The organism is Streptomyces sp. NBC_00984 (assembly GCF_045162475.1).
Classification (GTDB): Bacteria; Actinomycetota; Actinomycetes; order Streptomycetales; family Streptomycetaceae; genus Streptomyces.
The window spans coordinates 1,282,982-1,302,452 of record NZ_CP108734.1; the positions used below are offsets into that span (position 1 = coordinate 1,282,982).

The window sequence follows — 19,471 nt, forward strand, 5'->3', positions numbered from 1 at the left end:
GTGGCAAGAGTGCGGTTGAGCGTGGCGGAACGACGCGAAGAGCTGCTGCGCGCTGCCGTCGAACAGATCGAGGTACGGGGCGTCGCGGCGGTCCGGATCGCCGATGTGGCCGCCGTGCTCGGAGTGAGCAACGCGCTCGTGCTCTATCACTTCTCGACCAAGGAGAAGCTGGTCGCGGCAGCGTTCGCGCATGCCGCCGAGGCCGACCTCGCCCAGCTGCGCAAGGTGCTCGGCCGCCGAACCAGCGCCGTACGGCGGCTGCGCGCCGCGGTCCGCTGGTACGCGCCGACGGGACAGGCCAAGGGCTGGCGGCTGTGGATCGAGGCCTGGGCCGCCTCGCTGCGCGATCCGGCGCTGCGCAATGTGGTCGGCGATCTCGACCAGCAGTGGAAGGCGGAACTGGCCGAGGTCATCGAAGAGGGCGCCGCCGCCGGTGAGTTCCACTGCGACGACCCGATGTCCGCGGCCTGGCGGCTGACCGCCCTGCTGGACGGTCTGGCCGTGCAGACGACGTCGTACGCGGGTCCGCTCTCCCGGGCCACGATGCTGGCCTGGACCGACGAGGCGCTCGCCCGCGAACTCGGCATCGACCACGAGGCACTGACGGCCTGACCCCGCCCGCCCCGGCCGGCGGTCCGGCCGGGTGGGTCCGGGCGGTGGTTCGGGCCGGCCGACGGCGGTCAGGTCTGGCGCACGGGTGCGTACGCGTCGCCCTGAAGCCCGAAGGTCCAGGCCACACCGTCCTTCGCGGTCCTGGTGCCGGGCGGCACCCGCAGCCAGTAGACACGGTGCGTGCCGTCCGGCTCCGGGGTGGAATTGACCACCTCGACCATCACCACGTCCTCGTCGCCGTCCATCGCGATCCGCCAGAGCACGCCCGTCTCGTCACGGTGGACCGGCTCGGCCCCGGATTCGGTGAGGTAGCGGTCGTAGCCGTAGAACTCCAGCATCACGCGGCGCAGTTCCGCGTTCTCCTCCTCGCGTATCCGCTTCGGAGTGAGGGAGTTCAGCTCCTCCAGGAACTCGGCGGGCACGGGCATGCCGCGCCAGGCGTGGAGGGCGAAACCGTCGCGGTAGGCGAGCGCCGGGCCGTCCCCGCGGTCGAGCCGGCCCGCCTCGTCCCGGTGCAGCGTCTCGGGCCGCTCACTGATCACGACAACGCGCTCGTAGGGCCACCACCAGCCCGCGTGCCTGGCCACCTCCGCCAGACCGTCGAGCCGGTCGCCCCGGCCGTCGAAAGCGACGAGCCAGGCCGCGTCGTGCTGGCCCAGGACCGCGTCGAGCAGCACCAGCCGGACGTCGGACTCGTCCTCGGGGCGCTCCGAGAGGTCGGCGATGACACCGGCCCTGATCCGATCGGCGAGTGCCGCGGTGGTCTCCCAGAGCTGTGCGCCCGTGGCGGACCACAGTGCGGACCAGCCTGCCGGGCCCAGTTCGTCGTACATCCGGCGCCGCTCCTGCGCCCAGGGCCTGGTCCGTACTTCGTCGCGCACCGAGCGTCCGGCGTCGACGAGCTTCTCGACGGCCTCCACGGCGGCCCTGGGCGACTCGACCCAGACGATCCGCTCCGGCTCGGCGAGTCCTGCGCTGCGGTAGGCGAGCCGCAGCCCGTCCTCGGCCGCGGACCGGTCGGCCGCGCCGGTCGCCGCTGCCACGGCCCGCCATGAGTCCACGTACTGCATCGGTCTTTCCCCATCCCCTGTGTTCTGCGATCTGTGTTCTGCGATCCGTGTTGTTCGTGGCGCGCTGTGCGTCGTGCGCCACGGGCCCTCCGGGTCCCTCCCGGGCCGCTGTCAGTCCGCGACGATGCGGACCGCTCCCGGTGTGTACTCCCGCTGGCGCACCACGCGGTACCAGCCCTTCGACAGCGGTATCGCCGCGTGCTCCTCGTGCACCACTCGCCCGCCCTCGGGAAGATGGAGCAGCATCGGCCCGAACGCCCCCGCCTCACGCATCAGCCGGCCCGGCCCCTGGACCGCGTGGGCATGGCCGGTGACCTCGCCCAGCGCGAGGACCATGCGGCCGCGGCCGTCCCTCGGCTCACCCGGCGCGTCCACGAGATGCGCGGGCACCGCCGACTCGTCCAACGACACGATCAGTACATCGCCCTGCCGGTACACAGACGTCTCCCCTCGATGGCCGCACCCGCTGTGCCGGCCACGGAGAAAACGCTACGGGGAGGGTCTGACAATCGACCGGCGGCCGACCGGGACCGGCGGACCGTCGCGGCGGTCCCGGTCGCGCCGTTGTCAGTGCGGCTTGATAAACCTTGGGCATCAGCCGTTCCCTCAGTACCAGGAGCTCACGGTCATGTCCGGTGTGGACCATCTGCACGAGTTGCTCGGCCTTCCCACTGTCGACTTCCAGCACGCGACGGGTGAGCCGCCCGTGCAGGCCGCCGATGCGGCAGCCTGGCGCATATCGGTCGATCCGTACGACGACGACTCCGAGATGACCTGGGAGGAAGCCTTCCAGGCGTTCCTGAAGGCGGTCGACCCGGCCGGGGTTCGGGCCCTGATCATCGGTCAGTGGGGCGAGTCGTACGAGGAGAAATCGTCCTACCCGATCGATCTGATCATCGCCGCCGCCGACCGGCTGACCTCGCTGGAGGCCGTCTTCGTCGGCGACATGACCATGGAGGAGAACGAGATCTCCTGGATCGAGCAGTCGGATGTCACGGCGCTGCTGAAGGCCTTCCCCGGTCTGCTCGAACTGGGTGTGCGCGGCGGCACGGACCTGGTCTTCTCCCCCACGAAGCACGAGCGGCTGCGTTCGCTGACCATCGAGACCGGCGGTCTGCCGGTCGGTGTGATCCGGGGCATCCTGGACAGCGAGCTGCCCGCGCTGGAGCGGCTCGATCTCTGGCTCGGTGTCTCCGCGTACGGGGGCGACGCCGATGTGGCCGACCTGGCCCCGCTGCTCTCCGGCACCCGCTTCCCCCGGCTCACCCATCTCGGTCTGCGCAACAGCGAGCTGCAGAACGAGATCGCGACGGCCGTCGCGAGTGCCCCGGTCGTCGCGCAGCTGCGCGTCCTCGACCTGTCGAACGGCACCATGGGCGACGAGGGCGCGGCGGCGCTGCTGGACGGCCAGCCGCTGACCCATCTCGAAAAGCTCGATCTGCACCACCACTTCATGACCGAGCCGATGGAACGCCGGATCAAGGAGGCGCTGGAGCCGCACGGCGTCCGGGTCGATGTGTCGGAGCGCGAGAAGCCCTGGGGCGACCGCGGCGTCGAAGGCCGCTACACCTCGGTCTCGGAGTGACGCGCGATGACTGACATCGAACACCCCGAGACCTTTCACGGTCTGCCCGTCCACACCCTTCCCGGACCCGACCGGACCCCCGGCAGCCCGCTCCCGGAGGCCGGTTCGGTCGCGTGGCGGCTGGAGAGCGCCTGGCAGGGCGATCTGACGTTCGGCCCGCTGTGGCAGCACTTCGTCGACACGGTCGACACTACGCGGGTGCGGGCCCTGGTGATCGGCCCCTGGTGGCAGGAGGAGTACGAGTCCTTCGCCCCGGTCGTCGATCTGCTGGTCGGTCAAGCGGACCGTTTCCCGGCCCTGCGGGCACTCTTCCTCGCCGACGTCGTCAGCGAGGAGTGCGAGGTGTCGTGGCTGGAGATGTGCGACGTGACGCCGGTGGTCGAGGCGTTCGGGCAGTTGGAGGAGCTGACGGTCCGCGGCTGCGGCGAGCAGCGCTCCGACGGGTCTTCGCTCGGTCTGCGGCCGGTGCGGCACAAGTCGCTCAAGTCGCTGCGGTTCGAGTCCGGCGGGCTTCCGTCCGGGCTCGTGCGGGCGATCGGCGCCTCCGAACTGCCCGCGCTGGAGCGCCTCGACCTCTGGCTGGGCGTCACCGAGTACGGCGGTGACACCGGGGTCGAGGACCTCGCTCCGCTGCTGTCCGGTGCGACGTTCCCCGCCTTGCGCCATCTGGGGCTGCGGAACAGCGAGGTCCAGGACGAGATCGCCGCCGCCGTGGCCTCCGCCCCGGTCGTCGCCCAGCTGGAGACGCTCTCCCTGTCGATGGGGACCCTGGGTGACGAAGGGGCCGAAGCGCTGCTCTCGGGCCAGCCGCTCACCCACCTGACCTCGCTGGACCTGCACCACCACTACATGAGCGACCCGTTGGTGGACCGCCTGAGGGACCTCCTCGGTCCGGACCGGGTGAACGTCGAGATCGACGAGGTCGAGTACTGGGATCCGGAAGAGGACATCGACCGCTATGTCGCCGTCGGCGAGTAGTACGCCCGGCCCGGCGCCGCGCTTCGCTGTCGTGGGTGTGCCCGGCAACCGCCGGGTCACGCTCTTCCAGGACGCCGTGCGCGGAGCCGGGCTGCCGGCGGCGCGTGTCGTGTCCTGGCTCGACGTCCTGCGCGGCGAAGCCGGATTCCTGCCCGGCGAGACCGTCCGGATGGACTCCCCCGGTGAGGACGCGGCGGTGGAGCGGCTGCTCCGCGCGGCCGGGGATCCGACCCGGGTCGAAGGGACCGCCCTCTGGTACGCCCGTTTCACCGCGGCCGTGCGGGAGGTGGCGCGCGCGGCGGCCGCTGCCGGTGCCGTGCTGCTCGACGATCCCGGCGATGTCGCGGTGCTGTTCGACAAGCGGCTCTGCCATGCCGTGCTGGACGGCACCGGAGTGCCGGTCCCGGCGTCGCCGACCTCGGGAGCCGCGGCGCCCGTGGTGCGGGGCTGGGCGGACGTACGCGAGCGGATGGCGGACCACGGGATGCCCAGGGTCTTCGTGAAGCTCGCGCACGGCTCGTCCGCCTCGGGGGTCCTGGCCGTGGAGACGGCCGGGCCCGGCCGGGTGAGGGCCACCACGTCGGTGGAGCGCGACGCGTCCGGCCGGCTCTTCAACTCCCTGCGGGTGCGCCGCGTCACGACGGAGCGGGATACCGCGGCGATCGTCGACGCGCTCGCACCGGACGGGCTGCACATCGAGCGCTGGCTGCCCAAGGCCACCCGGCGCGGCCGGGCGACGGATCTGCGGGTCGTGGTGGTGGCGGGCCGGGCCACCCACGCCGTCGTGCGTACCAGCCACTCCCCCATGACCAACCTCCACCTCGGCGGCGAGCGCGGAGATCTCGACGAGGTCCGCGACGCCGTCGAGGCGGCGGGCGGCAGCTGGAGCGAGGCCCTGGCCGTGTGCGAACGGGCCGCGGCGTGCTTCCCGGGCACCCTGTGCGTGGGCGTCGATCTGCTGCCCTCGACCGGCTGGCGGCGCTTCGCCGTCGGCGAGGTCAACGCCTTCGGCGATCTCCTGCCGCGGCTGACCGGCCTTCCGGGCAGCGGCGCCGAGGACCTGGACACCTATGCGGCGCAGGTCGCCGCCGTAATGAACAGAGCAAGGAACCACCGTGCAACCGCCACCGCCTGACACCGCGCGCACCCCCGAGGACGCCCGGAACCCGGACATGAGCGAGATCGTGGGCAGCCACGATCTGCTGCTCGTCACCCTCGACACGCTGCGCCACGACGTGGCGGTGGAGCTCGCCGCCGCGGGCCGCATTCCGCATCTGGCGCGCCATCTGCCAGGCGGTGTCTGGGAGAAGCGGCATGCGCCGGGAAGCTTCACCTACGCCTCCCACCAGGCGATCTTCGCGGGATTCCTGCCGACACCGGCGGGCCCGGGGCCGCACCCCCGGCTGTTCGCGGCACGTTTCGCCGGCAGCGAGTCCACCGCCTCCGGCACCTTTGTCTTCGACACACCGGATCTGCTCTCCGGCCTCGCCGGCGTGGGCTACCGCACGGTGTGCATCGGCGGTGTCGGCTTCTTCAACAAGCAGGCGCCGCTCGGTTCCGTGCTGCCCGGCATGTTCCAGGAGAGCCACTGGGAGCCGGAGTTCGGCGTGGCGTCGCCCACCTCCTTCGAGGCGCAGGTGGCCCGTGCCGAGGAGGTCGTCGCCGGACTCCCCGCGGAGCAGCGGCTGTTCCTCTTCGTCAATGTGTCCGCCCTGCACCAGCCCAACTGGTTCCACCTGCCGGGAGCCACCCGTGAGGCGGGCGACTCCCGCGCCACCCATGCCGCGGCCTTGGAGTACGTCGACGCCCATATCGGCAGGCTCTTCGCCGCCGCGAGCAGCCGCCGTCGCTGTTTCGCCATCGTCTGCTCGGACCACGGCACGGCGTACGGGGACGACGGCTACACCGGTCACCGGCTCGGTCACGAGTCCGTCTGGACCGTTCCGTACGCGCACTTCTTCCTGGAACCGGGGGCCACCGCACCATGAGCCGCACCACGACCGTCGCGCCGGCCACCCGGCCGTACCAGAGCTATGTCTACGCCTACCCGCACAAGACCGCCTACCGGCCGCTCGCCGACCGGCCGGGGCTGCGCGAGCTGTGGGCGGCCGAGCGCAAGGACGCGCTCTCGCTCTATCTCCACATACCGTTCTGCGAGGTCCGCTGCGGCTTCTGCAATCTCTTCACCCGGATCGGCGCTCCGGACGAGCTGGCGACCCGGTATCTCGACGCGCTGGACCGGCAGGCCACCGCGGTCCGGGAGGCGCTGGGCGACGACGGTCCGGTGCATTTCGCCGCGGCCGCGTTCGGCGGGGGTACACCCACGTTCCTGACCGCGGCGGAGCTGGAGCGGCTCTGCGACATCGCGGAGAAGCGGATGGGCGCCGATCTGCGGTCCGTTCCGCTGTCGGTCGAGACGTCGCCGTCGACCGCGACCGCCGACCGGCTGGCCGTCCTCGCCGACCGCGGGACGACCAGGATCAGCATCGGGGTGCAGAGCTTCGTCGAATCGGAGGCGCGTGCCGCCGTGCGCCCGCAGCGGCGGGCCGATGTGGAGGCGGCGCTGGACCGGATACGCGATGCCCGCATCCCGGTCCTCAACATCGACCTGATCTACGGCATCGACGGGCAGACCGAGGACAGCTGGCGCGCTTCGCTGGACGCGGCGCTCGGCTGGCAGCCGGAGGAGCTGTATCTCTATCCGTTGTACGTGCGCCCGCTGACCGGTCTGGGACGGCTCGACGCGGACGGCGGGGCGTCGGCGGACGCGGCCTGGGACGAGCAGCGGCTGCGGCTGTACCGCGCGGGCCGGGACCATCTCCTGGCCTACGGCTACGAGCAGGTCTCGATGCGGATGTTCCGCCGCGCCGACGCCCCGCGGACGGACGGCCCCGACGACTACGCCTGCCAGACCGACGGCATGATCGGCCTGGGGTGCGGCGCCCGCTCGTACACCACGGAGCTGCACTATTCCTTCGACTACGCGGTGGAGATGCGGGAGGTGCGGGCGATCATCGACGGCTACGCCGCCGCCGAGGACTTCTCCCGCGCGGAGGTCGGACGGTACGTCGACGGCGACGAGGCCCGCCGGCGCCACCTCCTCCAGTCGGTCCTCCAGGCCGAGGGGCTGCGACTGACCGACTACCGGGAGCGGTTCGGTACCTCGCCGGGCGACGACTTCCGCCTGGAGCTGGCCCGGTTCGAAGCGCGCGGCTGGCTCGACGCGTCGGCCGGGGCGTCCGGACTGCTGCGGCTGTCCCCCGAGGGCCTGGCCCACTCCGACGCCCTGGGCCCGGAACTCTTCTCCCCCGATGTACGGGCCGCGATGGCCGCGTACGAGCTGAAGTGAGCGCGCCCATGGACCTGACGATCCTCTACCGCGGCCCGCTCGCGTCGTGCGACTACGACTGCCCGTACTGCCCGTTCGCCAAGCGGCGCGACAGCCCGGAACAGCTGCGTGCCGACCGTGCCGCGCTGGAGCGGTTCACGGCGTGGGCCGCGGCGCAGACCGGTGACCGGCTCTCGATCCTGTTCACGCCGTGGGGCGAGGGGCTGGTCCGCTCCTGGTACCGCCGCGCCCTGGTCGAGCTGGCGCGGCTGCCGCACATCCGCCGGGTCGCGATCCAGACCAACATCAGCAGCCGCACGGGGTGGCTGGCCGAGGCCGGTGAGGCGGGCCGCGAGAAGATCGCCCTGTGGTGCACGTACCACCCGGGGCAGACGCCGTACGAGCGGTTCCTCACCAAGTGCCGGGAGCTGACCGCGCTCGGCATCCGGCACAGTGTCGGTGTCGTCGGGCTCGACGACCACCTCGACGAGGCGCGGCAGCTGCGCGCGGCGCTGCCGGACGAGGTCTATCTCTGGGTGAACGCGGCGGAGGGCCACACCTACACGGACGAGGAGGCGGACCGCTGGACGGCCGTCGACCCGCTCTTCCCGTACAGCCGGCATCCGCACCGGTCGGCCGGGCTGCCCTGCCGGACCGGCGAGTCGGTCATCTCGGTGGACGGTGACGGCACCGTGCGGCGCTGCCATTTCGTACCGGCGGAGCTCGGCAATCTCTACGACGGGAGCTACCGGCGGGCCCTCGGTCCGCGCGCCTGTCCGCTGGCGGTCTGCGACTGCCACATCGGCTACGTGCACCTGGAGACGCTGCCGCTGTACGACGTCTTCGCGGGCGGTGTGCTGGAGCGGATACCGGCCGCTCCGCTGTCGTCGCTCGCCGGACCGGTCTGAGGTTCAGGCCGGTCCGGCGAGCGGCGGCAGCACGGGGCGCGGACATCTGTCTAGAGCGGCAGGAGGTCCGGCCGCTTCGCCTCGACGTGGTCGCCCGAGGACTCGCCGCGCAGCCGCCGGCCGATCCACGGAACCAGGTACTCCCGCGCCCAGTGGATGTCGTCGCGCCGTACTTCGAGGGTGCCGCGCTGTGCCTGCGGGGGCCATTCCTGGTCGGGGTCGGCCGGCACATCGATGCCGAGGACCTGGGCGGCGCGCAGCGCGACCCTGGTGTGTCCCTCGGCCGACAGATGGAGCCGGTCGTCGTCCCAGGCGCGCCTGTCCTGGACGGACCGCAGCGACCACAGGTCGAGGACCGGGCAGTCGTAGCGGTCGGCGATGGCCCGTACATGGGCGGTGTACGTGGCGATCTTGCCGCGCAGATGGCGCAGCACGGGAACGCCACGGGTGTCGAAGCCGGTGGTGACCATGACCGTGCCGACCGCTTCGGTCAGCTCCGCGACCGCGCGCTCGAAGCGCTCGGCCACGTCGTCGGGGTCGGTGCCCGGCCGGATGATGTCGTTGCCGCCCGCGCAGAAGCTCACCAGGTCGGGTGCGAGCTCCTTGGCGCGCGGTACCTGCTCCTCGACGATCTGGTCGAGGAGGCGTCCGCGTACGGCGAGATTGGCGTACCTGAAATTCCCGTGCGCGGAACCTTCGGTGCCCGCATCGGGGTCCGGGAGCTGGTCCGCGAGGAGTACCGCGAATCGGTCCGCCCAGCCGACGAAGGTCCCGTCCGGGCCGGGGTCGCCGACTCCCTCGGTGAAGCTGTCGCCAATCGCCGCGTACGACCCGATGACGCCCTGTCGGTTGATGACGCCACGTTGGTTTTTTCTCGAATCGTCTGCCACAAACGCTTATCCTGCACCGCTGAATGTGACCTACGCGACCGTAATATGGGGTTGACGGGTGGTGAGATAGACCACCCGGTCAGGTTTTGGTAAAGGGGGAATAAGCGGAAGGGGCGGTGCGCCGCCGCGCACCGCCCCTTCCGTGTTGCTCAGGTCATGCTTTGTTGCTCAGCTGCCCGGCCGTTCCGCTCAGACGTAGATGCCGTGCGAGGCCAGGAAGGCGATCGGGTCGATGTCCGAGCCGTACGCCGGGCCCGTGCGGACCTCGAAGTGCAGGTGCGGGCCGGTGGCGTTGCCGGTGGCGCCGGAGAGGCCGACCTGCTGACCGGCGCTCACGGCCCGGCCCACCGAGACGGAGAGGGAGGACAGGTGGCCGTACTGCGAGTAGTGGCCGTCGGTGTGCTTGATGACGACCTGGTTGCCGTACGCGCCACCCCAGCCGGCGGCGACGACGGTGCCGGAGGTGATGGCCTTCACGCTGGTGCCGGTGGAGACGGGGAAGTCGATCCCGGTGTGGCTGCCGCTGGACCAGTTGGAGCCGGAGGCGCGGTAGTTGGTGGTGTGGTTGCCGGGGACCGGGTGGACGTAGCCGGAGCCGCTGCTCTGGGCGGCCGGAGCGGAGGCCGGGGCCTTGGACTGCGGGACGGCGGTCACGGACTTGGCCGGGGCGGACTTCTCCGCGGCCTTCGAGGGAGCCGAGGGCGCCTTCGACGGGAGGGCCGAGCCGGCGCCGGCACCGGTGGCCACGGCGTCGCCGGTCGCCTTGGCGCCGAGGGTCAGCTTCATGCCCGGGAAGATCAGGCCGGGGTTCTCGCCGACGACCTTGCGGTTGTCCTGGTACAGCTTCTCCCAGCCGCCCTTGATCTTGTGCTCGGCGGCGATCTTCGACAGGTAGTCGCCGGAGACGACGGAGTACGTCGTGGTGGCGGCCTGCTTCTGCGCGACCGGCTCGGCGTGCGTGACGGCGGCCGACTGCGGCGCGGCGGCCGGGGCGGCCTGCTCCGCGGCGTGGGCACCGGTGGCACCGAGCAGCGGCAGCGCGAGGACGGCGCCACCGGCGCCTGCCGCGGCGACGCCACGGGCGATGGGGCCGAACTTCGGACGGCGGTGCTTACCCGATATGGGCATGGCGTATTTCCTCTCCGGCGCCTGCGAGGTGAGCTGTCGGGTTCGGGCTGGAGATGCCCGGCCGCGCTGAGCGCGACTTCACCCCGAGCCGGCCGGATTTCTCCGGTCGGCGGCTTACCTGGTTCCCCCGCTCCTGCCACGCGATGAGTGGATGTGAATTCCGGGCGGCGGCAGGATTAGGCGGTCCGTCCGGATTGACGGTGACCGTAAGCGAGTCGGGACGACGAGAACAAGCCACAGGTTCCATGCCGGAATCCGCGCCGGGAAATCGGCGCGGAATTCCGGTCACACTCCGTGGATTAAGGATCTTGGCTTTCCGCGCCGCGCACGGAATGCCCAACTCGTCCCTCACCACACACCGTCACGGATATGATCCCGCTCACGAGGCGGCGATCATCTCCCGTACAAGCGGGCCATATTCAGACAAAGCCCGCATTACGGACATGCCCCATCTGTCACCCCCGCCGGAGCCTCAGCACCCGCGCGTCGAGATCGCCCCGAAGTCCGCTGTGCAGCCCCTGGTGCAGCAGTGCCGAACCGTGGTGCACGGCCCCCGTGTCCAGGCAGGTGTACGTCGCTTCGGGATCGAGCCCGCGCAGCCGCAGGGCCGGGGGCCGCTCCCCGTATCGCTGCGCCTCCAGCCACATCAGGACCACGGTCTCTGCCCCGTGGACGTACTGGACCGCGCTCAGTCCGCCCCGCGGCTCGCGCAGCCGGTACAGCGCGCCGTGCTGCACGACCGGCCGGATCTCCTTGTAGAGCTCCACCCAGGTCCGCGCCTCGGCCAGCTCCTCCTCGCTCCATTCGGTGAGGTCCCCGCCGACCCCGAGCACACCGGCCATGGCACTCACGAAGCGGAAGCGCAGCGAGCTGACCCTGCCGTTGAGCTGGTGGTTCGGGCTGTCGGTGACCCAGGCGGCCATCACCCGGGCCGGGTGGATGTGCCCGAAGCCCTCCTGGATGGCGAGACGGTCGAGCGGATCGGTGTTGTCGGAGGTCCACACCTGGTCCGTACGGGACAGAATCCCCAGGTCGACCCGGCCGCCGCCGCCCGAGCAGGACTCGAACGCGACCGTGGGATGCGCGGCCCTGAGCCGGTCGATCAGCGCGTACAGGCCGTTCACGTGCTCGATCCAGAGCTTCTGCGGGTACTCCTCGCCCGGCCAGCCCGCATCGGTGAAGCAGCGGTTGAAATCCCATTTCACATAGTCGACGGGCGTGCCGGAGAGCAGCGTGTCCAGCTGCTCCCAGAGATATGCCTGTACATCGGGGCGGGCCAGATTGAGCACCAGCTGGTTGCGGTACTCCGTCCGCGCCCGGCCGGGGAAGTGCTGCACCCAGTCGGGGTGCGCGCGATAGAGATCACTGTCGGCGTTGACCATTTCCGGTTCGACCCAGATACCGAACTGCATGCCGAGCCCGTGCACTTCGTCGGCGAGCGGCTTCAGCCCTCCGGGGAAGCGGTCCGGATTCGGCGTCCAGTCGCCGAGCCCGGCCGCGTCACTGGTCCGCTGCCCGAACCACGCGTCGTCCACCACGAACAGCTCGACGCCCATCGCGGCGGCGCGCTCGGCGAGAGCGCGCTGCTGGTCCATCGAGACGTCGAAGCCCGTCGCCTCCCAGGAGTTGTAGAGCACCGGCCGCAGGTTCTCCGCGTCCGGGATCACATGGGCCAACTGCCAGGCATGCCAGGCGCGGCTGGCCCCGCCGAACCCCTGACCGCTCCACAGACCGGCGAACACGGGCGTGGTGTACGACTCCCCCGGTGCGAGCCGCAGCAGCCCGGAGTCGTCGTAGCCGGCGCCGCCGTTGATCTGCACGAGCCCGTCGGGCAGCCGCTGCACGGAGATCCGCCACGACCCGGACCAGCCGAGCGCGCAGCCGTACACCTCACCGCTCTCCTCGGTCGCCGCGCCGTCGGCGTCCAGCGCGACCCACGGCAGGTGCTGATGGCCGGTGTGGCCGCGCCGGCTGGAGATGACGCTCTCGCCGTGGATCAGCTCCGCCCGTTCCAGCCGCGACTCCGCCGCCCAGCGTCCGTGCAGCTGGCTCAGCCGCCAGCCGTCGCGGGCGGGCAGCGACCAGGCGGCCGCGTCGGCGCGCAGCAGTTCCAGCGGCGGTCCGTCCGGCCCGGCATGGGCGACGGTGGTCCAGCGCTCCACGACATCGGAGTCGCCCCGCACCCGGTAGTGCAGGGTGAGGGCGAGCCGGTGCACGGAGTCGGTGAAGCCGATCCGCAGTTCGTCCCCGTCCACCACGGCGGCGGCGAAGGCCCACTCGGTGCCGCGGACCTGCGGGGTGCGTACCGAGAGTGCCGGGCGGACGAACCTGGGGCCGCCCTCCACCGGATATTCCTCACGGCCGTCGAGGTGGGACTCGAAGGCCCTGAAGGGCAGCTCCGGCGCCGCGGCCAGTGCCTCGGCCGCCGCGAGGGAGATCCTCGGCCCCCAGTGCAGATGGACCAGCTCGTCCTGCTCGGTCAGTCGCAGTGCGTAGCTACTGCTCGCCCCGGTGAGCAGCCAGGTCCGGCCGGTGTTGCCCGTCTCGATCATCGCATCCCCACATTCCAACAGTTCCGCACATCATCGACCATCAGTGGGGCATGGGCAACGGCCTGGCAAGGAATTCACCGGGCGGATTCGCCGCGGAAGCAATGGAGTTCGCCCAGGTATCGACAGGGAAAGGCCGAGATGATTGCCTGAGGAATCAATGTCGTATCGTCGCGGGAGTGGCCTTGCCGGCGACTCGCGTCGGCACCAGACACACCAGGAGTCGCTGTGACGGAGCAGTTGCCGCAGATACCGTCGACGGAACCCGAGCTGGCGGGCGTCCGCAACTTCCGCGATGTGGGCGGGCTGCCCACCGTGGACGGCCGGCGGGTGCGGCACGGACGGCTCTTCCGCAGTGGTCACCTCGCACATGCCACCGCCGAGGACGCCTCCTTCCTCGGTGGCCTCGGTCTGCACACGATCTTCGACTTCCGCAACGACGCCGACCGCAGGCTCGACGGCCTGGACGTGGAGCTGCCGGGCGTACGGAATGTGAGCGTCCCGCTCTCCGACCCGGCCGACGGCTCGGAGTTCTGGCACATGGTCCGCGACGGCGATGTCGCCCAGCTGCGCTCGATCCTGGCCGACGGCAAGGGCGCGAACCGGATGATCGCCTCGTACCGCTCGATCATCCTGGACCGCACCGCCGAGCACAGCCGGGTCCTGCACGCCCTGGCCGAGGACAGCGTGCCCGCCCTGATGCACTGCGCGGCGGGCAAGGACCGGGCCGGTCTGTCGATCGCGGTGTCACTGCTCGCCGTCGGCGTCGAGCGCGATGCCGTCGAGGCCGACTACCTGAAGTCCAACGACGCCCGCCGCCGCTACAAGGTGCGCCGCAGCGACACCTCGGCGGACGGCATGTCGGCCGAGGTGATGGAACTGCTGAATCCGCTCTTCGGCGCCCATGCCGAGTACCTCGCCGCGGCGTTCGCCACCATCGACGAGACCTGGGGCGGCACGGAGCGCTACTTCTCCGAGGGCCTGAAGCTCGCTCCCGAGACCCGTGAGCGGCTGCGCGACCGACTCCTCGACGAGGCGTAGCGGGGCCCGCCGGACAGCGGTGGTCAGCCCTTGCCGGCCACCGCGAAGAGCAGGTAGAGGAAGGCCGCGAAGATGTGTCCGGCGATGAGGTAGGCGAACAGCCGGATCACCACACCGCGCGGGAACTTCCGCTCCTGCGCCTCGTACTTCTTCCTGGACCCGAGCGGGTCGAAGTTCTCTGAATCGGACATGACAGTCCTCTCTGGCGACCGGACGGACCGGTCTCAGCGACGGTGGATTCCGCTGCCGAGGCACAGCTCGGCGGCGGGGCTCTGCAGCAGGGTGTGGACGAAGAGCAGCTCGGCACCGTCGCGGTCGACGGCCGTGATCCGGTGCGGGGTGAGCGAGTCGAAGTGCGCGCTGTCACCGGGGGCGAGATCGTGCACGGTGTCCCCGAGCCAGACCCGGAGGTGTCCGGCGAGCACGTACAGCCATTCCTCGCCGGGATGGACGCGCACCAGATCGCCCTGCGCGCCGTGCGGGACCCGGACGCGGAGCGCCTGCATGGCCCGACCGGAACCGCCGGCCTGCCGGTACATCCAGCCGTCGGCCTCGGCCCCTTCGAACTTTCCGCCGCGGATGATCGCGTCACGTTCCGGGGGCGTCTCGCCGAGCAGTTCGGAGACTGTCGTACCGTAGATCCTGGCAAGACCGAGGAGCATCGGCAGCGAAGGCTGGCGGCGTCCCGTTTCGAGCCGGGAGAGATGGGCGGGCGAGAGCCCCGCGCGCTGAGCGGCGGTCTCCAGGGTGAGACCACGGCTCCGGCGCAGATCGCGCAGGCGTGGTGCGACTCCGGGCAGCTCGTCGGCCGCCCCTCCGTCTGGAGGATTCATGTACCCATTGGGCCAGGAGCCTGCCTGAGAGGCAAATTCCTTGCCTCTCAGGCAAAACGGTCAGCGGTTGGCGACAGCCTGTTTCACCAGCGTCCTGCCGAAGTCCCACATCAGCCCGCCGCCGCTGTGCGCGTCGTCCATCACCGCCGTGAACGCCGTGACGAACCGGTCGACGTCCGACTCGTCGATCACCAGTGGCGGAATCAGCTTGATCACTTCCAGATGGTCGCCCGAGACCTGGGTGAGGATGCGGTGCTTCTGGAGCAGCGGCACCACCACCATCTGTGCGAAGAGTCCCTTGCGGGCCGCCTGCAGCATGGTCCAGCGGCTGCGCAGCTTGAGCGACGACGGCCGGCCGAACTCGATGCCGATCATCAGCCCGCGCCCGCGCACCTCGTGCAGCAGCTCGTAACGGTCGACCAGTGCGGTCAGGCGCTCCCGCAGCAGTTCCCCGGTGCGGCGCGCATGGGCGACGGCCCCCTCGTCCTCCATCACCGCGAGGACCGCGAGCCCGGCCGCCATCGCCTGGGCGTTGGAGCCGAAGCTCGCGGAGTGGACCAGGACCCGGTCCATGGACGAGTAGACGCGCCGGAAGATCCAGTCCTTGCCCAGGGTCGCCCCGACCGGCACATAGCCGCCGGAGAGGGCCTTGGCGACACAGACCAGATCGGGCTCGACACCCTCTTCGTGCTGGTACGCGTAGAAGTCGCCGGTCCGGCCGAGGCCGGTCTGCACCTCGTCGGCGATGAGCAGGGCCTTGTGCCGGTGCAGCAGCTCCTGCGCGTCCCGCAGGAAGCCGGGGGGCGCGGCGTGGACGCCCTTGCCCTGGATCGGCTCGACGACCAGCGCCGCCACGTCGCCGCGCTTCAGCTCGCGCCGCAGTGCGTCGAGATCGCCGAGCCCGATGGCGGTGTCCGGCAGCAGGGGTGCGAAGCCGTCCCGGAAGCCGTCCTCCCCGTTGACCGAGAGGGAGCCGGTCGTCAGCCCGTGGAAGGCGTGGGTGCAGTAGAGGATCCTGGGTCTGCCGGTGGCGTATCGGGCGAACTTCAGGGCCGTCTCGACCGCTTCCGTGCCGCTGTTGCCGAAGAAGACCCGGTCCAGGTGCGGGCTGTGCGCGAGCAGCTTCTCGGCCAGCAGTCCGGGCAGCGGCTGGCAGTCGAAGCGGGTGAGGTCGGCGAGCGAGGCGTCCAGGACGTCGTGCAGGGCCTTGCGTACGACGGGGTGGTGCCGGCCGAGGCCCATCACGCCGAATCCGGCGAGCATGTCGAGGTAGTCGTTGCCGTCCGCGTCCCAGAAGTGTGCGCCTTCGGCCCGTTCGTAGACCTTGTCGAATCCGATGGTGTGGAGCATCCGGGGCAGCTGGTGGTTGAGGTACTTGGTGTGCAGCTCGTAGCGCTCGGCGCCGCGCTCCGCGAGGAGCCGCGCCAGGTCGAAGCCCTTGGGCCCGTCGTCGTTCATTCCCCGCTCTCCCCGGTCCTTGTCGCCGCCTCCTTGGCGGCCAGTGCGGCGCTGATCCGTCCGGCGATCTCGACCGGGGTGAGCCCGATGTCGGCCAGCACCTCGGCACGCTTGCCGTGCGCGAGGAACTGCTCGGGGATGCCGAACGTCCGCAGCGGTACGTCGACCCCGGCGTCCCGCAGCGCCTGCCCGACCGCCGAGCCGACGCCCCCTGCCCGGCTGTTGTCCTCGACGACGGCGACCAGCCGGTGCCGTGCGGCGAGCGGGGGCAGCTCCTCGTCGACCGGCTTGACCCAGCGGGGGTCGACGACCGTGCAGCGGACCCCGGCCCCGGTCAGCAGATCGGCGGCCTTCAGGCAGACCGGGGCGAGCACGCCGACGGCCACGAGCAGCACATCGGGGTCCTGTGCCCGGTGCAGCACGTCCATGGCGCCGATCCTGCCGATCGCCGGGACCGGCTCCCCCACCGACTCCTTGGGGAACCGGATCACGGTGGGCGCGTCGTCGACGGCGACGGCCTCACGGAGCTGGACCCGGAGTTCACCGGCGTCGCGCGGGGCCGCGAGCCGCAGCCCGGGGACGACCTGGAGCACGGACATGTCCCACATGCCGTTGTGCGAGGCCCCGTCGGGTCCGGTGACGCCGGCCCGGTCGAGGACGAACGTCACCCCGCACCGGTGCAGCGCGACATCCATCAGCAGCTGGTCGAAGGCCCGGTTGAGGAAGGTGGCGTAGACGGCGACGACCGGGTGCAGACCGCCGGTGGCCAGTCCCGCCGCGGACACGGCGGCATGCTGCTCGGCGATGCCGACGTCCCAGACCCGGTCGGGGAACGCCTCGGCGAACTTCGTCAGTCCGACGGGGTGCAGCATCGCCGCCGTTATGGCCACGACGTCCGGCCGCTCCGCACCGATCGCGGCGATCTCGTCCCCGAACACCGAGGTCCAGGAGGGCCCGCCGGCCGGTACGAGCGGCGCGCAGGTCAGCGGGTCCATCGCGCCGACGGTGTGGAAACGGTCGGCCTCGTCCCGGAGCGCGGGCGGGTAGCCGCGGCCCTTCTCTGTGAGGCAGTGCACCAGCACCGGGCCGTGGAAGCGTTTCGCCCGGTGCAGGGCGGATTCGACGGCCGCGATGTCGTGGCCGTCGATCGGCCCGACGTACTTGAGCCCGAGGTCCTCGAACATGCCCTGCGGGGCGAAGGCGTCCTTGAACCCCTTCTTCGCGCCGTGCAGCGACTCGTACAGCGGCTGTCCGATGACGGGCGTCTGCCGGAGCACGTCCTTGCCCCAGGAGAGGAAGCGTTCGTATCCGTCGGTGGTACGGAGGGTGGCGAGGTGGTCGGCGAGGCCGCCGATCGTGGGGCCGTAGGAACGCTCGTTGTCGTTCACCACGATGATCAGCGGCCGGTCGCGCGCGGCCGCGATGTTGTTGAGCGCCTCCCAGGCCATCCCGCCGGTGAGGGCCCCGTCGCCGATGACGGCCACGACGTGGTCGCTCCGTCCCCGCACCTGATGGGCCTTGGCGATGCCGTCGGCCCAGCCGAGGACGGTCGAGGCGTGCGAGTTCTCGATGACGTCGTGCTCGGACTCCTCCCGGGACGGGTATCCGGACAGGCCCCCCTTGCGGCGCAGCTTGGAGAAGTCCTGCCGCCCGGTGAGCAGTTTGTGCACATAGCTCTGGTGCCCGGTGTCCCAGAGGATGCGGTCGACGGGCGAGTCAAAGGTCCGGTGCAGGGCGATGGAGAGCTCCACCACCCCGAGGTTGGGCCCCAGATGACCGCCGGTCCTGGCCACCGCCTGGATGAGGAACTGCCTGATGTCCCCGGCGAGTTCGTCGAGTTGTGCTTCGTTCAGCGCCTTGAGATCGTGCGGCCCCCGGATGCTTTCCAGAATCGTCACGCTCGGGCCCCCTCTCTGGTTCTGTTTCAGCTCACGGTGACGGCGGGTACCCCCGACGGCGCCCCCGCCCCTTCCATGCCGTCGGCGATCTTCATGGCCTCTTCGATCAGCGTCTCGACGATCTTCGACTCGGGCACCGTCTTGATGACCTCGCCCTTCACGAAGATCTGCCCCTTGCCGTTGCCCGAGGCAACACCCAGATCCGCCTCACGCGCCTCACCCGGGCCATTGACGACACAGCCCATCACGGCCACCCGCAACGGCACCTCCATGCCCTCAAGACCCGCCGACACCTGATCCGCCAGCTTGTACACATCCACCTGCGCCCGCCCGCACGACGGACACGACACGATCTCCAGCCGCCGCTGCCTCAGGTTCAACGACTCCAGGATCTGGATACCGACCTTGACCTCCTCGGCCGGCGGCGCCGACAACGACACCCGGATCGTGTCCCCGATCCCCTCCGACAGCAACGCACCGAACGCCACCGCCGACTTGATCGTCCCCTGGAACGCCGGACCCGCCTCCGTCACACCCAGGTGCAGCGGATAGTCGCAACGAGCCGCCAGCTGACGGTACGCGTTCACCATCACCACCGGATCGTTGTGCTTCACCGAGATCTTGATGTCCCTGAAACCGTGCTCCTCGAAGAGCGACGCCTCCCACAACGCCGACTCCACCAACGCCTCGGGAGTCGCCTTCCCGTACTTCGCCAGCAACCGCGCATCCAGCGAACCCGCGTTCACACCGATCCGGATCGGCGTCCCCGCATCATTCGCCGCCCGCGCGATCTCCTTCACCTTGTCGTCGAACTGCTTGATGTTCCCCGGATTCACCCGCACCGCCGCACAGCCCGCATCGATCGCCGCGAACACATACTTCGGCTGGAAATGAATATCCGCGATCACCGGGATCTGCGACTTCCTCGCGATCACCGCCAACGCGTCCGCGTCGTCCTGCGTCGGACACGCCACCCGCACGATCTGACAGCCCGACGCCGTCAGCTCCGCGATCTGCTGCAACGTCGCACCCACGTCCGACGTACGCGTCGTGGTCATCGACTGCACCGACACCGGCGCGTCCCCGCCCACCGCAACCGACCCGACCTGGATGCGCCGCGAGTGGCGGCGCATCGCGAGCGGCCGGGCCGGCAGCTCGGGGAGACCCAGTGCGACCGGCCCTCCAGGGGTCAT

At 70.7% G+C, this 19,471-nt stretch carries 18 protein-coding genes and 1 riboswitch; of the genes, 8 read left to right on the top strand and 10 right to left on the bottom strand.

Annotated elements, in window-relative coordinates:
- The gene (locus OG520_RS05420; RefSeq protein WP_399333359.1) at window positions 1-612 is read left to right on the top strand and encodes a TetR/AcrR family transcriptional regulator; all 612 of its coding nucleotides are present in this window, start codon (window positions 1-3) and stop codon (window positions 610-612) included.
- A 68-nt stretch (window positions 613-680) separates the two neighbouring features.
- Here the strand turns inward: OG520_RS05420 and OG520_RS05425 are convergent, their stop codons facing one another.
- Together OG520_RS05425 and OG520_RS05430 are read right to left on the bottom strand one after the other, a co-directional pair.
- Window positions 681-1,682 carry a DUF6745 domain-containing protein gene (locus OG520_RS05425; protein WP_406012380.1) on the bottom strand — a complete coding sequence of 334 codons (1,002 nt, stop codon included), beginning with the start codon at window positions 1,680-1,682 and terminating at the stop codon, window positions 681-683.
- Window positions 1,683-1,793: 111 nt separating this feature from the next.
- Window positions 1,794-2,120, bottom strand: coding sequence for a hypothetical protein (locus OG520_RS05430; protein WP_266429815.1), 327 nt, complete (start codon window positions 2,118-2,120; stop codon window positions 1,794-1,796).
- Between the two features lie 190 nt (window positions 2,121-2,310).
- Here OG520_RS05430 and OG520_RS05435 point away from each other — a divergent pair, with 190 nt between their 5' ends.
- The 6 genes from OG520_RS05435 to OG520_RS05460 are packed head-to-tail and all read left to right on the top strand — an operon-like array spanning window position 2,311 to window position 8,481.
- A complete protein-coding gene (locus OG520_RS05435) occupies window positions 2,311-3,267 on the top strand; it encodes an STM4015 family protein (protein WP_406012381.1) in 957 nt (318 codons plus the stop codon).
- Between the two features lie 6 nt (window positions 3,268-3,273).
- Window positions 3,274-4,245 carry an STM4015 family protein gene (locus tag OG520_RS05440; protein WP_406012382.1) on the top strand — a complete coding sequence of 324 codons (972 nt, stop codon included), beginning with the start codon at window positions 3,274-3,276 and terminating at the stop codon, window positions 4,243-4,245.
- A complete protein-coding gene (locus tag OG520_RS05445) occupies window positions 4,226-5,380 on the top strand; it encodes an STM4014 family protein (protein ID WP_406012383.1) in 1,155 nt (384 codons plus the stop codon). Before OG520_RS05440 ends, OG520_RS05445 begins: the two co-directional genes overlap by 20 nt.
- A 37-nt stretch (window positions 5,381-5,417) precedes the next feature.
- Window positions 5,418-6,233, top strand: a complete 816-nt coding sequence (locus OG520_RS05450; protein ID WP_399333392.1) for an STM4013/SEN3800 family hydrolase — start codon at window positions 5,418-5,420, stop codon at window positions 6,231-6,233.
- Complete coding sequence (locus tag OG520_RS05455) at window positions 6,230-7,594, top strand: STM4012 family radical SAM protein (RefSeq protein ID WP_406012384.1); 1,365 nt, start codon at window positions 6,230-6,232, stop codon at window positions 7,592-7,594. Before OG520_RS05450 ends, OG520_RS05455 begins: the two co-directional genes overlap by 4 nt.
- An 8-nt stretch (window positions 7,595-7,602) precedes the next feature.
- A complete protein-coding gene (locus OG520_RS05460; RefSeq protein WP_399333371.1) occupies window positions 7,603-8,481 on the top strand; it encodes an STM4011 family radical SAM protein in 879 nt (292 codons plus the stop codon).
- 50 nt (window positions 8,482-8,531) lie between these two features.
- On the opposite strand, the gene OG520_RS05465 is transcribed toward OG520_RS05460, so the two are convergent.
- The 3 genes from OG520_RS05465 to OG520_RS05475 all read right to left on the bottom strand — a co-directional run bounded on the left by OG520_RS05465 (window position 8,532) and on the right by OG520_RS05475 (window position 13,051).
- On the bottom strand, window positions 8,532-9,371 hold the full coding sequence (locus OG520_RS05465) for an SGNH/GDSL hydrolase family protein (RefSeq protein WP_266429800.1): 840 nt from the start codon (window positions 9,369-9,371) through the stop codon (window positions 8,532-8,534).
- A gap of 189 nt (window positions 9,372-9,560) precedes the next feature.
- A complete protein-coding gene (locus OG520_RS05470; RefSeq protein WP_406012385.1) occupies window positions 9,561-10,499 on the bottom strand; it encodes a peptidoglycan DD-metalloendopeptidase family protein in 939 nt (312 codons plus the stop codon).
- A 3-nt stretch (window positions 10,500-10,502) separates the two neighbouring features.
- Window positions 10,503-10,659, bottom strand: a riboswitch (cyclic di-AMP (ydaO/yuaA leader).
- A gap of 295 nt (window positions 10,660-10,954) precedes the next feature.
- Window positions 10,955-13,051 (bottom strand): alpha-galactosidase, encoded by a 2,097-nt coding sequence (locus OG520_RS05475; protein ID WP_406012386.1) that lies wholly within the window; start codon window positions 13,049-13,051, stop codon window positions 10,955-10,957.
- Window positions 13,052-13,276: 225 nt separating this feature from the next.
- On the opposite strand from OG520_RS05475, the gene OG520_RS05480 reads away from it, so the two are divergent.
- Window positions 13,277-14,089, top strand: a complete 813-nt coding sequence (locus OG520_RS05480; protein ID WP_406012387.1) for a tyrosine-protein phosphatase — start codon at window positions 13,277-13,279, stop codon at window positions 14,087-14,089.
- A gap of 23 nt (window positions 14,090-14,112) precedes the next feature.
- Here the strand turns inward: OG520_RS05480 and OG520_RS05485 are convergent, their stop codons facing one another.
- Genes OG520_RS05485 through ispG form a run of 5 tightly spaced genes read right to left on the bottom strand, consistent with a single transcriptional unit; the run spans window position 14,113 to window position 19,471 of the window.
- A complete protein-coding gene (locus OG520_RS05485; protein ID WP_266429792.1) occupies window positions 14,113-14,280 on the bottom strand; it encodes a DUF6126 family protein in 168 nt (55 codons plus the stop codon).
- 33 nt (window positions 14,281-14,313) lie between these two features.
- The gene (locus OG520_RS05490) at window positions 14,314-14,922 is read right to left on the bottom strand and encodes a helix-turn-helix domain-containing protein (protein WP_266429789.1); all 609 of its coding nucleotides are present in this window, start codon (window positions 14,920-14,922) and stop codon (window positions 14,314-14,316) included.
- A gap of 60 nt (window positions 14,923-14,982) precedes the next feature.
- The gene (locus OG520_RS05495) at window positions 14,983-16,380 is read right to left on the bottom strand and encodes an aspartate aminotransferase family protein (RefSeq protein WP_406012388.1); all 1,398 of its coding nucleotides are present in this window, start codon (window positions 16,378-16,380) and stop codon (window positions 14,983-14,985) included.
- Entirely contained in the window at window positions 16,377-18,278 is a 1,902-nt protein-coding gene (gene dxs / locus OG520_RS05500) for a 1-deoxy-D-xylulose-5-phosphate synthase (RefSeq protein WP_399333381.1), read from the bottom strand. The genes OG520_RS05495 and dxs overlap by 4 nt, the downstream gene beginning before the upstream one ends.
- Window positions 18,279-18,304: 26 nt before the next feature.
- Window positions 18,305-19,471 carry a flavodoxin-dependent (E)-4-hydroxy-3-methylbut-2-enyl-diphosphate synthase gene (gene ispG / locus OG520_RS05505; protein ID WP_406012389.1) on the bottom strand — a complete coding sequence of 389 codons (1,167 nt, stop codon included), beginning with the start codon at window positions 19,469-19,471 and terminating at the stop codon, window positions 18,305-18,307.

Bases quoted from the DNA above. Each gene is read 5' to 3' on its own strand.
- OG520_RS05470 (WP_406012385.1), bottom strand. From the start codon at position 10,499: ATGCCCATATCGGGTAAGCACCGCCGTCCGAAGTTCGGCCCCATCGCC.
- OG520_RS05445 (WP_406012383.1), top strand. From the start codon at position 4,226: ATGTCGCCGTCGGCGAGTAGTACGCCCGGCCCGGCGCCGCGCTTCGCT.
- OG520_RS05460 (WP_399333371.1), top strand. From the start codon at position 7,603: ATGGACCTGACGATCCTCTACCGCGGCCCGCTCGCGTCGTGCGACTAC.
- OG520_RS05490 (WP_266429789.1), bottom strand. From the start codon at position 14,922: ATGAATCCTCCAGACGGAGGGGCGGCCGACGAGCTGCCCGGAGTCGCA.
- OG520_RS05425 (WP_406012380.1), bottom strand. From the start codon at position 1,682: ATGCAGTACGTGGACTCATGGCGGGCCGTGGCAGCGGCGACCGGCGCG.
- OG520_RS05455 (WP_406012384.1), top strand. From the start codon at position 6,230: ATGAGCCGCACCACGACCGTCGCGCCGGCCACCCGGCCGTACCAGAGC.
- OG520_RS05440 (WP_406012382.1), top strand. From the start codon at position 3,274: ATGACTGACATCGAACACCCCGAGACCTTTCACGGTCTGCCCGTCCAC.
- OG520_RS05435 (WP_406012381.1), top strand. From the start codon at position 2,311: ATGTCCGGTGTGGACCATCTGCACGAGTTGCTCGGCCTTCCCACTGTC.
- ispG (WP_406012389.1), bottom strand. From the start codon at position 19,471: ATGACCCCTGGAGGGCCGGTCGCACTGGGTCTCCCCGAGCTGCCGGCC.
- OG520_RS05450 (WP_399333392.1), top strand. From the start codon at position 5,418: ATGAGCGAGATCGTGGGCAGCCACGATCTGCTGCTCGTCACCCTCGAC.
- OG520_RS05485 (WP_266429792.1), bottom strand. From the start codon at position 14,280: ATGTCCGATTCAGAGAACTTCGACCCGCTCGGGTCCAGGAAGAAGTAC.
- OG520_RS05475 (WP_406012386.1), bottom strand. From the start codon at position 13,051: ATGATCGAGACGGGCAACACCGGCCGGACCTGGCTGCTCACCGGGGCG.
- OG520_RS05495 (WP_406012388.1), bottom strand. From the start codon at position 16,380: ATGAACGACGACGGGCCCAAGGGCTTCGACCTGGCGCGGCTCCTCGCG.